8 protein-coding genes are annotated in these 12,670 nt (G+C 68.8%); 7 read left to right on the top strand and 1 reads right to left on the bottom strand.

Translation table 11 applies throughout. The annotated features are described in order from the left end of the window. Positions 1–338 precede the first annotated feature (338 nt). From J4H86_RS23310 to J4H86_RS23280, 7 genes are all read left to right on the top strand, one after another. On the top strand, positions 339–1,787 hold the full coding sequence (locus tag J4H86_RS23310) for a cytochrome ubiquinol oxidase subunit I (RefSeq protein WP_236544142.1): 1,449 nt from the start codon (positions 339–341) through the stop codon (positions 1,785–1,787). Between the two features lie 14 nt (positions 1,788–1,801). After that, positions 1,802–2,854 carry a cytochrome d ubiquinol oxidase subunit II gene (gene cydB, locus J4H86_RS23305; RefSeq protein WP_236540359.1) on the top strand — a complete coding sequence of 351 codons (1,053 nt, stop codon included), beginning with the start codon at positions 1,802–1,804 and terminating at the stop codon, positions 2,852–2,854. Continuing rightward, positions 2,851–4,596, top strand: coding sequence for a thiol reductant ABC exporter subunit CydD (gene cydD, locus J4H86_RS23300; RefSeq protein WP_236540358.1), 1,746 nt, complete (start codon positions 2,851–2,853; stop codon positions 4,594–4,596). Before cydB ends, cydD begins: the two co-directional genes overlap by 4 nt. Before the next feature lie 346 nt (positions 4,597–4,942). Continuing rightward, positions 4,943–6,742, top strand: coding sequence for a thiol reductant ABC exporter subunit CydC (gene cydC, locus J4H86_RS23295; protein WP_394356408.1), 1,800 nt, complete (start codon positions 4,943–4,945; stop codon positions 6,740–6,742). A 674-nt stretch (positions 6,743–7,416) separates the two neighbouring features. Beyond that, positions 7,417–8,217, top strand: a complete 801-nt coding sequence (locus J4H86_RS23290) for an SDR family NAD(P)-dependent oxidoreductase (RefSeq protein ID WP_236540356.1) — start codon at positions 7,417–7,419, stop codon at positions 8,215–8,217. Positions 8,218–8,334: 117 nt separating this feature from the next. Next, positions 8,335–8,931, top strand: a complete 597-nt coding sequence (locus J4H86_RS23285) for a TetR/AcrR family transcriptional regulator (protein WP_236540355.1) — start codon at positions 8,335–8,337, stop codon at positions 8,929–8,931. 386 nt (positions 8,932–9,317) lie between these two features. Next, positions 9,318–11,714, top strand: coding sequence for an FAD-linked oxidase C-terminal domain-containing protein (locus J4H86_RS23280; protein WP_236540353.1), 2,397 nt, complete (start codon positions 9,318–9,320; stop codon positions 11,712–11,714). A gap of 115 nt (positions 11,715–11,829) precedes the next feature. Here the strand turns inward: J4H86_RS23280 and J4H86_RS23275 are convergent, their stop codons facing one another. After that, positions 11,830–12,624, bottom strand: coding sequence for a ferritin-like domain-containing protein (locus tag J4H86_RS23275; RefSeq protein WP_236540351.1), 795 nt, complete (start codon positions 12,622–12,624; stop codon positions 11,830–11,832). Positions 12,625–12,670 lie beyond the last annotated feature (46 nt).

Raw genomic sequence — 12,670 nt, 5'->3', positions numbered from 1 at the left:
AACTCGGACCGATGCCGGTGCCCCACGCACCGAAGGCGGTCCCTCCGCGGGCGAGACGTCCACGGAGGGACCGCAGGGGGCGGTTCCCCGCCACCGCGCCTCCCCCCACCGACCGTGGTCGCCCCGCCTCGCCCCCCGGAAGCCGGGTTGTCTCAGCCAGCGGCATGGCTGACCACCGAAGCCCGCGTCGGATGCCCCCTCCGCCCGGTACCTCCGGCGTGTAGTCCGTCGACGCCACATCGCTCGTCGCATACTCAAGGTCACCCCCCGCGTTGGAAACTACGACTCGTAGTACTACGCTTTGTCGTATAAGCGCTCCGATGATGTGGCGGGAGACCATGGAGGCATTGGACCTGGCACGGTGGCAGTTCGGGATCACCACCGTCTATCACTTCCTCTTCGTTCCACTGACGATCGGACTCTCGTTGATCGTCGCGATCCTGCAGACGGCGTGGCACCGGACCGGGAAGCACGAGTATCTCCAGGCCACCCAGTTCTTCGGGAAGCTCTTCCTGATCAACTTCGCCATGGGAGTGGTCACAGGGATCGTGCAGGAGTTCCAGTTCGGGATGAACTGGAGCGAGTACTCGCGCTTCGTGGGAGACGTCTTCGGCGCCCCGCTGGCGATGGAGGCCCTGCTCGCCTTCTTCCTCGAGTCCACCTTCATCGGTCTGTGGATCTTCGGCTGGAACCGACTACCCCGCGCCGCCCACCTGGCCTGCATCTGGGCCGTCGCCATCGGGACGAACCTCTCGGCCTACTTCATTCTCGCCGCCAACGCGTGGATGCGGCACCCGGTCGGGTTCGAGGTCAACCCCGACAGCGGGCGTGCCGAGCTCACTAGTATCGGCGCGGTGCTGACCAACCCGCAGGCCTGGTCCACCTACCTGCACACCGTGGCCGCGTCCTTCGTGGTCGCCGGGGCGTTCGTGATCGCCGTCAGCGCGTACAAGCTGTGGCGGTCCAAGCTCCACGGCGACACCGGCACCCCGGGAGTCGCCCCCGCGGGCAGCGAGTTCGAACTCTTCCGGAAGTCGATGCGCCTGGGCATGGTGGTCACGCTGATCGCCGGAGTGATGACGGTGTACAGCGGGGACCACCAGGCGAAGCTCGCCGCCGCCTACGAACCCATGAAGCTGGCCGCGGCCGAGGCGTTGTGGGACACCGAGGAGGGTGCCCCGTTCTCCGCCTTCGCGGTTGGCGACACCGAGGCGGGCCTGAACACCATCGACTGGGGGATCCCGCAGGTCCTCAGCTTCCTGGCGACCGGGCGGTTCGAGGGCGAGGTCCACGGCATCAACGACCTCCAGGAGCACTACGAGGAGGTCTACGGACCCGGCGACTACGTCCCCAACGTCTTCGTCGCCTACTGGTCCTTCCGCCTGATGATGGGCTTCGGGCTCTTCGCCGCCGCGTTCTCACTGGTCGGGCTGTTCATGACGCGGCGGCGCCGAACACCGCGGTGGCGTCTCTTCTACTGGGTGGGCATGCTCGCGCTCCCGGCGGCGCTGGCCGGCACCATCCTCGGCTGGATCCTCACCGAGATGGGCCGACAACCCTGGACCGTCCACGGCTACCTGCTCACCGCGGACAGCGTCTCACCAGGGGTGAGTCTGGGCACCGTGGCGATGTCCCTGAGCCTGTTCACGGCGATCTACGGGATCCTCGCCGTCATCGAGGTCGGCCTGCTGTGGCGCTACATCAAGAAGGGCCCGACCTACCTGGTTCCCGACACCGAGGGTGACGAGGAAGAGAGCCAGTCCTCCGTCCCGTCGTTCACTTACTGAGAAGGGCGAGAGCCATGGATCTTGTCGTCATCTGGTTCATAGCCATCGCGGTGCTGTGGATCGGCTACCTCGTCCTGGAGGGCTTCGACTTCGGAGTGGGGATCCTGCTGCCGTTCGTCGGCAAGGACAACACGGGCCGCCGCGTCATGATCAACTCGATCGGGCCGGTGTGGGACGGGAACGAGGTGTGGCTCATCACCGCTGGTGGAGCCATGTTCGCGGCCTTCCCGGCCTGGTACGCGTCGGTGTTCAGCGGCTTCTACATCCCGCTGTTGCTGATCCTGCTGGCGCTGATCGGACGTGGCGTGGCCTTCGAGTATCGAGGAAAGCGCGACAGCGACCGCTGGCGGGCCGGATGGGACGCCACCATCTTCCTCGGCAGCGCCGTTCCGGCCTTCCTGTGGGGTGTGGCCTTCGGAAACTTCCTGCGTGGCGTGGAGCTGGACTCCGACCACATCATGACGGCGGGGCTGCTCAACCTGTTGAACCCCTACGCGCTCCTGGGTGGGATCACCACCCTGTCGCTGTTCATCCTGCATGGAGCGGTGTTCCTGACCCTCAAGACCGACGGCGAGGTCCGTACCCGGGCACGGCGCGCCGCCCTGGGGTCAGCGGTGGTCGCCGTCCCGGCAGCGGCGGTGTTCCTGCTGTGGACTCAGGTCGCGCACGGGAAGACGTGGACCTGGTTCCCCGTCGTCGCGGCGGCTCTGGCCCTGTGCGCCGCGGTCCTGCTGGCGATCCGCGGCCGGGAAGGGTGGTCCTTCACGGCCACCGCGACCGCCATCGGCGCCGCCGGCGTCTCCATCTTCGGAGCGCTGTTCCCGGACCTGCTCCCCTCAACGATTGACCCCGCCTACGGCCTCGACGTCTACAACGCCTCCTCCGCGGAGTACACGTTGACGGTCATGAGCTGGGTGGCGGTGTTCTTCCTCCCGCTGGTGATCCTCTACCAGGGGTGGAGCTACTGGGTGTTCCGCAAGCGCGTCACCTCGCACGACGTCTCTCCTGTCCCGAGCTACGGGGGCTCCTCGGGCGGAACGGGGAGTGAGGGGACAAGCGGCCAGTGAAACCCCTCGACCCTCGCCTGGTTCGCGCCGCGCGGGCGGTGCGGGTCCACCTCGTGGTGGCGGTTGGCTGCGGGGTGGGCCTCACCGGGCTCATCCTGGTACAGGCGTGGTTGCTGGCGCGTGGCATCACCGGAGCCACCGACGGGGAGGGACTGGCAGACCTCGCCCCCATCCTCGGGCTGCTGTTGGTGGTGATGCTCGCACGGGCCGGCGTGGCCTATGGCGCCGAGGCCGCGGCGCTGCGATCCGCAGCCCACACCAAGTCCACCCTGCGGCGGCGGCTCCTGACGCACGTTCATCGCTCCGCCCAGGAGCACGGTCGTGTCGGCGACGGGCGTCGGGGTGCCGGGGAGCTCGCCACGTTGGCTTCCCGAGGCCTGGACGCACTCGACGAGTACTTCGCCCGCTACCTGCCCCAGTTGGTGCTCGCGGTACTGGTTCCGGTCGCCGTCCTGGTCGTGGTGGCCCAGGCGGACTGGATCTCCGCGGTGGTGATCGGGGTGACTCTGCCGCTGATCCCCGTCTTCATGATCCTCATCGGCTGGCACACCCAGGCACAGACCAAACGCCAGTGGCACCTGCTCAACCGACTGGGTGGACACTTCCTGGACGTCGTCCAGGGCCTGCCGACACTGGCGATCTTCCGGCGTGCGCAGGCCCAGGCCGCCGCCATCCGTCGTGTCTCCGAACAGCACCGCTCGGCGACGATGCGCACGCTGCGGGTCGCGTTCCTGTCCGCGTTCGCGTTGGAGCTGCTGGCCACGCTCGCGGTGGCATTGGTCGCGGTCGAGGTGGGGCTGCGGCTTATGTACGGCATGCTGGACTACCAGACGGCTCTGCTGGTGTTGCTGCTCGCGCCGGAGGCCTACCTGCCGCTGCGCGAGGTCGGTGCCCGGTTCCACGCGAGCATGGAGGGAGTGGCAGCGGCCGAGCAGGTGTTCGACACCGTTGAGGACAGTGAGCGGCGGGCGGAGGAAGACGCGGACGCCTCCACCCCGGTGCCCCCACTGGGCCGGATGAGCCGCCGCTCCTCCGACCCCGTGGAGCGCGAGATCCCCGTCATCTCCCTCGACGACGTCGGGCTCACCTATCCCGGCCGGTCCACTCCGGCGCTCCGGTCGGTGTCGTTGGAGCTCCCGCCACTGAGCCGGACCCTGCTGACGGGCCCCAGCGGCTCCGGGAAGAGCTCCCTCTTCGCCCTGCTGATGCGCTTCGCCACCCCCACCGAGGGCGGCATCACCCTGCGGAACGCTACGGGTACGCGGTCGTTGCACGACATCTCGCCGGAGGAATGGCGGCACGACCTCGCCTGGGTGCCGCAACATCCCTACCTCTTCGACGACACGGTGGCGGACAACATCCGCTTGGGTGACCCCGACGCCGACCTGGACCGAGTCCGGGCCGCCGCCGAACTCGCCGAGGCCGACTCCTTCATCAACGAACTGCCGCACGGGTACGAAACCCGCCTCGGCGAACGTGGAAGTCGCCTCTCCGCGGGCCAACGCCAACGCATCGCCCTGGCCCGCGCCTTCCTCCGCGACGCGCCCGTCGTCCTTCTGGACGAACCCACGGCGCACCTCGACCCGCCCAACGCCCTCATCGTCCGCCGCGCCACCGCCCGCCTGTTGAATGGCCGCACCGGAGTGATCGTCGCCCACGACGAGGGGTGGCTGTCCAGCGGCGCGGCCAACGACGTGGTCCGTCTGGAACAGGGGCGCCTGACCGTGGGGGTGACGTCATGACGGGTTTCCTGCCGACTGTCTGTCCCGGGGGGCCGGGGCGCTCCGTCCGGGCTGCTCACGGGTACGCGGAGCCAACCGTGTCGGACCGGAGCCACGCGCGCCCCCATGCGATGGCGTCTCTGCCGCGCCCGGGAAGCACGGACGCCTGCTCACCCCAGGCCTCCGCGAGCGCACCGAACCGGCCCGGCACGTCCTTGCCCCGTGGGTGCCTGGCTCCACTGAGCTGGGAACCCCTGCCGGAGGGCGCCAGACAGGCACGAGGCCTCGAGGCGTGCTTCCGGCACAGGTTCCCCACCTCGGGCGCCGCACGCACATCCCTCCCACGGCTCGCACCGGAGGTGACGTCATGACGGCCGCAGCCCCGGCGGCGGCGGGAGCCCGCACACTCACCCCTGAGCCGCCGCGGGAGCGGCCGGACACCCCGGGAGCCAACGCTGGACCGTTGCGGCGGATGGTTCGGCTCGTGCACCCGCGCTCCACCCGGTTCCTGGCGGGGGTGCTGTTCGGGGCACTGGCCGCCGGGTCGAGCATCGCGCTGATGGGGACGGCGGGCTGGCTGTTGGCACGCGCCGCCGAGCACCCCCCGGTGACCGCGTTGAGCGTCGCCGTGGTGGCCACCCGCGCGTTCGGCGTGACGCGCGGTGTCGCCCGCTACCTCGAACGACTGATCAGCCATGACGCCGCCCTGCGTGCGCTCGCCGACGTCCGGTCGCGGGTGTACGAACGGCTGGCCCGCACCGAGGCCGTCCGCCGGTTCCGGTCCGCTGATCTGGTGTCCCGCCTCGTCAACGACGTGGACAGCACGCAGGACCTCCTGGTTCGGGGGCTCACCCCGCCTCTGGTCGCGGTGGTGGCTGGGGCTCTCACCGTCACCGTGTGCACGGCCGTGTTCCTGCCCGGCGGGCTCGCGCTCGCCGTGGGGCTGGTTCTCGCCGCCGTGGCCGTTCCCACGCTGGCCGCCGCGGCGGGCCGCCGCGCGGGGCAACGCGAGGCGAAGGCACGAGCGGACCTCACCACGTCGTTGGTGGACGCGGTCCACGGCGCTCCCGACCTGGTCGCCTACGGCGCGATGGACCGGGCGCTGCGGCGAGTGGAGGAAGCCGACGCGGAGCTCACGCGGATCGCCGCCCGTGAGGCGCGGGTGCTCGGCGCGACCTCGGGCGCGCTCACCCTGCTGACCGGGCTCACGGTGTGGGCGGTGTTGATGCTCGGGGTGGCCGGCGTCGACGGGCAGTCCCTCACTGGGGTGTCCCTCGCGCTGCTGGTGTTGACCGCCCTGGCCGCGTTCGAGATCGCCGCTCCCCTGCCGGCCGTCGCCTCCCGGCTCAGCGGGATCCGCACCAGCGCCGCCCGGCTGTTCGAGACCCTCGATGTCGAACCGAGCGTTACCGAGCCCGCGCCGGCGGACGCCCGACGGATTCCCGACGGTGCGCACGCGCTCGTCATCCGCGACCTGTCCGTCCGCTACACCCCAACCTCACCATGGGCACTTCGCCAGGTGAACCTCCGGGTCGGTCCCGGGGAACACGTGGCCCTCGTGGGTCCGAGCGGCGCCGGCAAGAGCACCCTCGCCAACGTGCTGCTGCGGTTCCGGGAGCCCGACCACGGACGGATCCTCCTCGGCGATACTCCCCTCGACGCCTGCACCGTGGAGGAGTGGCGGCGTGCCGTCGTCGGGGTCGACCAGGATCCGCACGTCTTCACCAGCACCCTGCGCGCGAACCTGTCCCTCGCCGCCCCCGATGCCGACGACGCCACGCTGTGGGACGTCCTGGACCGCGTCCGCCTCGCCCAGGACGTCCGGGACATGCCCGACGGTCTCGATACCCACGTGGGCGAACTCGGCCACACCCTGAGCGGAGGCATGCGCCAACGCCTCGCCGTCGCCCGAGCCCTCCTCACCCGACCCGCCCTGCTGGTCCTCGACGAACCCACCGCCCACGTCGACCCCGACACCCGCGACGCCCTCATGGCCGACATCCGCACCGCCGCCGACACCTGCGCTGTCCTGGTCATCACCCACGACATGCCCCAAGCCCGCCAACTCGACCGTGTATGCGTCCTCGAGGACGGAGAGGTCACCCACCAGGGGCCGCCGGAGGAGGTCCTGCCGGTGCTGGGCGCCGACGGCGACACGCACGGGTGACCACCAGTGCACCGAGGTCCCCAGGGCCCACCACGTCGATCCCCAAAGGCGGGGATGTGGTTGAACGTCGCGATCACGATCCCCGTCGCGGTCCCCAGGGGACATCCCCGCACGCGCGAGGATGGTCCCCGCCGCACGGTTCAGCTTGTGGTTGCGGCGGCCGTCGCTTCCCTGCACGGGGAGCGGACCCCATATCGGAGCGAAGCGAAGATACCTGCGTCGGAACACCCCCGCGTGCGGGGAGAGGACCTCAGCAACGGTGATCCCAGGACGGTCGAAGGGGGAACATCCCCGCGCGCGGGGCGAGGACATCCCGGGCAAGGGGCACTTCTTCGTCGAGCCAGGAACATCCCCGCGCGCGGGGAGAGGACGAATCGGAAGTCCACTGGCTGGAATCCTCGAAGGGAACATCCCGGCGCGCGGGGAGAGGACCGTGACGACGTAGGTGACGCCGGCCGCAATGCCGGAACATCCCCGCTCGCGGGGAGAGGACTCGGCGACCAGCGGATTTACCACTGGCAAGTGGCGAATTCATTCACTTCTCGAAATTCCGACAAAACGGACCCCTGGTGTCGCGCCGCGACTCAGTTGACTCGGCCCATCCTGCCATCTCACGACGACGTGTGACCGGGACCCGGACCGTCGCGGCGTGGGCCGTGTCGTAAGGTGCAGGGGTGGCCACGGCTCTTATTACTGGCGGGACGGCGGGGATCGGACTGGTCTTCGCGCGGCATCTCGCGCGGCAGGGGTACGACCTCGTTCTGGTGGCGCGGGATCGGGAGCGGCTCGAGGAGACCGCCCGGGATCTTGGGTCGACGCATGGGCGTTCGGTCGAGGTGTTGACGGCGGACCTGTCTGACCTCGGTGACGTGGAGCGGGTGGCCGCTCGGATCGCCGACGTCGACAGCCCGATCGAGTTGCTGGTCAACAACGCGGGGTTCGGGATCCACGCTCCGTTGACCGGTGAGGACCTCACGCCCCACACGCGGGCGCTGGACGTGATGGCACGGTCGGTCCTGCTGCTCGGGGGCGCGGCGGGGCGAGCGATGGCGGCGCGCGGCGGCGGCATGATCATCAACGTGTCGAGTACCGCCGGGTTCATGGCGTTGGGCGGGTACTCCGCGATCAAGGCCTGGGTCACCGCCTACAGCGAGAGTCTCTCCGTGGAGCTGCGCGGGTCCGGTGTAAGGGTGACCGCGTTGTGTCCCGGGTGGGTTCGCACGGAGTTCCATGAGCGCGCCGGAATCAACACCGAGTCCATCCCCGCCAAACTGTGGATCGACGCGGATCTGGTCGTCGCCACCGCGCTGCGGGACGTACGTCGGGGCGCCGTCGTGTCCATCCCCTCGTGGCGTTTCCGGTTCCTGATGTGGTGTGTTCGTCACCTTCCCCGTCGGGCCGTACGGGCGATCTCGGCCAAGATCTCCTCCCGTCGGTCGCCGGCGATGCGCCAGGAGTCCGACCACCCAGCCTGACGTCTCGACACGCCGACCGAGCGTCGAGGTCACCGAGCCGTGGGCCGTGTTCGTCCATCGCGGTCAGAGGGGGATTAGACCCTTGTCAAGAAAGAATGTTCGTTTTATTGTGCGAGCATGCCGCGGGTCACACAGGAATATCGCGATCAGCGTCGCCAGCAGATTCTGTCCGCCGCACGTCGATGCTTCATCCGTGAGGGGTTCCACAAGACCTCGATGACCGACATCCTCACCGAGGCGGAGGTGTCCGCTGGAGCGCTGTACGGGCACTTCACGAGCAAGAACGAGATCATCGCGGCGGTCGCGGAGGACGTGATCGGCCAGTTGGTGGATCGGCTCGAACCCATCGCCGCGCAGGTACCGTCCCCCGGCATCGACCAGATGATCGTTCAGATGATCAACTCGCTGGAGGAGTTCGCGTTCGGGAGTGAGGGGATCGCCCGGCTCGCCCCGTCGGTCTGGGCGGAGGCGCTGCGCGATGACGAGCTCGCCGCCGTGACCCGGAGCAAGTACGGCGAGATCCACGCCCTCTTCTCGGGGGTGATCGCCGAACAGAAGCGGGCCGGGGCCACCCACGGGGACGTCGACGAAGGCGAAGCCGCTCGACTGTTGGTGAGCACGCTCCTCGGGTATCTGCTGCAACGGCTCCTGGTCGGACACATCGACTCCGCCGACTACGCGGCGGGCCTGCGCCTGGCCACTCCCCCGCCCTGAGCCAGGGCAGCCGAAACCGCTCGCCGCATGCCCTCGTCCTCGGTTGGCCCCATCGGATATTCCGGACGCATCACCCGTTCAATGGTTGTTTTCCCAGGCACGACGCTCGGTAGATGGCGGCTTCTCGCCCGGAGCTCGGACGCGTGCGACTATTTGACTCGGGCCGCCGGAGCATCGGCGGTGTCAGGGATCTCCGGAGGTCGCCAGGGCTTGAACGAGAAATACCCGACTGGCATTCTCAAAGAACGAAAGTTCGTTTTGACATCCGTTTCCGGTGTCACGGGAGAAATCGTGGTGACATCTTCTAGCACCTATGGCCGCTCACGCCACCCTGAGCGACACGATGACCGATTCGTGTCACTGGGGGCCTCGACGGGGAGCCGCCGATGAACGTCACGCGGAGCTCGACGCCTGTGCGGCACAGCACCTGGCGATTCACCTCGCGGTGGCTGGCGGTGGTGCGTTTCGTGATCCAGCGGGTTCTGCTGAAGGGACTCGTCTGGTCGCTGGTCACGGTGCGAGTGGAGACGGACCCGGCGGTCCGGGCCCTCAAGGGCTCGCCGTTCGTCGCGGTCTCGAACCACTCCAGCCACCTGGACACGCCGCTGATCCTCGGCGCACTCCCGCGTGGGGTTGCCCGCTATGTGACGGTCGGGGCGGCTGCGGACTACTTTTTCGAGGTCAGGTGGCGGAAGTGGCTCACCGCGCTGGTGTTCCACACTTTCCCGGTCGACCGTCTGGGTGGACGCACACACTCGGGCCTGTCCAAGCGGCTCCTACGGATGGGCGTTCCCCTGGTGCTCTACCCGGAGGGCGGCCGGTCGCACACGGGCCGGATCGGCGCGTTCAAACCCGGGGCCGCGTCGTTGGCCATCGCGTGTGACGTCCCGTGTCTCCCCATCGCCATCGTCGGCGCGCACGAGGCCATGCCCCGCGGCAAGAACTGGCCGGTCCGTGGCAAGCTCCCCGTCACCGTGGTGATTGGCGCCCCGATGCACCCCCGCGCTGGGGAGTCGGCACGCGAGTTCTCCGAACGGCTGGCCGACGAGGTTCGACGGTTGTACGCCACTAGCACCCACGTAGCGGGCCGGTCCGGCCCAGACCCTCAGGAGGGGCAGATGTCCGACGTCAAGCACATGAAGTGGTGGGGCTGGGGTACGGAGGACGTGTCGTTCCGCCACGACAACAAGCCGGAGTTCGCGCCGTTCGTCCAGAAGGCGATCGGGTTGGACCTCAGTACCCCGGCGGCGGCTCCCCCCGACTTCGACGAGATCGACGTGCCGGCTTCGCGCCTCGACGACACGCTCCGGGACACCCTCACCGGCATCGTCGGCACGGAGCACCTCACCGACGAACCGATGAGTCGGGTCGTGCACACCTACGGCAAGAGCATCCGTGACCTGCTGCGGGTCCGCGCCGGGGTACTTCCCCGCACTCCGGACGTGGTGGTCTACCCGGGCGACGAGGACGAGGTGCAGGGGGTCCTCGACGCCGCGATCGCCGCGGACGCAGTTCTGATCCCCTTTGGTGGCGGCAGCAACATCTCCGGCAGTTTGGAGCCCTCCCCCGACGAGGACCGGGTGATCATCTCCCTGGACCTCGGGCGACTGAACCAGGTCCTCACCATCGACGAGGACTCCGGGCTGGCCCGGATCCAGGCCGGCGCCCAGGGGCCGGACCTGGAACGCGCCCTGAGCGAGCGCGGCTGGACCCTCGGCCACTTCCCGGACAGTTTCACCCACTCCACTCTCGGGGGTTGGATCGCCACCCGGTCCTCCGGCATGCAGTCCGACAAGTACGGCGACATCGCCGACATCGTCCGAGGCATGCGGCTGGTGCGCCCCGGCGGCGTCGCGACGGTGCGCCCGCTACCCAGCGCCTCCACCGGTCCCAGCATCCGGGAGATGATCCTCGGCAGCGAGGGGCGCCTCGGAGTGATCACCGAAGCCACCGTGCAGGTCCACCGGGTTCCCGAGTCCCGCGTGCTGCTCGGGTACTTCTTCCCCTCGTGGGACGCGGCCCTCGCCGCCATGCGGGAGATCTCCGAGAGCGACGCCGCGCCGTCGGTGACCCGTGTCTCCGACGCTCGCGAGACCGGGTTCTCCCTGGCCACCCGCACCAAGAGCGGCGGTGTGGAGGCAAAGGCCTCTCAGGCGTTGATGCGCTACCTGCGTGGCAGGGGATGGAACCTGGACGAACTGTGCATGTCCTTCATCGGCTACGAGGGCGGCCCGTCCCACGTGAAGTACCAGAAGCGCCTGGTCGGCCAGATCGTGCGCAAGCACGGCGGCATCAACGTCGGCAAGGGCCCGGGCGCCCTGTACGACCGCAAGAAGTTCGACACCCCCTACATCCGCGACTTCCTGCTCGACCGAGGCACCGCCGCGGACGTCTCCGAGACGGCGGCCCCTTGGTCGAAGCTGACTGAGCTCTACGAGGCGACGATCAAATCCGCCGAGCAGGCCTACGACGACCTGGGGGTGAGCGGGTGGATCATGTGCCACCTCTCCCACTCCTACCACTCGGGCGCCTGCCTGTATTTCACGTTCGCCTTCGTCCACGGCGACGAACCGCTGAAGCAGTACGACCACGTCAAGTCGGCGATCCAACAGTCCTTCGTGGACCATCACGGCACCCTGTCCCACCACCACGCCGTCGGTGTGGAACACGCCCCCTGGCTCACCCAGGACCTCTCCCCGGAGGGAGTCGGCCTGATGCGCGGCCTCTTCGAGAGCGCCGACCCGAACCGCAACCTCAACCCCGACAAGATCATCACCGGGTGACCAGCGATCGCGTGGGTGGGCTTCCCCCGCTATAACGGGGGAAGCCCACCCACTCCCTGGACGTGCGGAATTCCTGATGAGGGTGGAGAAGACCTGATGGGGGGCGTGGGCGGGGTTAGGCGGGGATGGATCGGCGGCGGAGGGAGTCCTCGACGATGGTGAGGCCTTCGAGTCCGGGGAGGCGGGCGATGTGGCCGTCGATCCTACGGACTTCGTCGCGACCGTCGGGACCGCTGAAGAGGTGGTCCATGACGTGGTGGACCTCCTCCTCCGGCAGGACGCCGGAGCCGACGGGGCCCCAGAACTTGCGCAGGGCGAACCGCGTCAGCTTCTGGGCCTTGGGGTTGTCCTGGAGGCGTTTGCGGGCCTGGGTGGCGTAGAAGGCGACGTGCTTGGCTTCCTGGCGGGCGATGCGGCTGAGCAGTTCGGCGAGGCCGGGGTGACCCTCCAGAGCGGCCAGTCGGTTGTAGGCCGCGATGGCGGACCACTCGTTCACCGCCCCCCAGGCCATGTGCACGGTGATGAAGTCCTTGCCGACGATGTTGCCGAGGAGGGACTGCTTCACCGGATCGAGCCGGTCCTTCAGGCCGAGTTTGATCCGCTTGGCCTTGACCACGTCGAAGTCGACCGAGATGCCGTGACGTTCCAGGACGGCGGCCAGGGCCTCTCCGTGCCAGAACTCCTCGCGGTTCCACATGGTCATGAACGCGCCGACGTCGTCGTCCTTGTGCGACGGCGTCACCAGCATGTCGCGGAGGTAGCACACGGTGTGGTACTCGACGTCGCACATGTAGGCGAGGCTGCGGAGGGTGTGTTCGGGGAGGGGGTTGTCGATGAAGTCGTCGAAGTCGAGGTCCTGCCACTGCACGCTGGCGGACGTACGTGTGTAGCGCTTGATGTCAAAGGCCATTGGGTAACTCCTTGTCGTGCGGCTCCGACGCCCGTGCGGCCCGACG

It is taken from the genome of Spiractinospora alimapuensis (assembly GCF_018437505.1).
Lineage (GTDB): Bacteria > Actinomycetota > Actinomycetes > Streptosporangiales > Streptosporangiaceae > Spiractinospora > Spiractinospora alimapuensis.
Note: the sequence above shows the minus strand (reverse complement) of the source record. Positions and strands in the feature narration are given on the sequence as shown.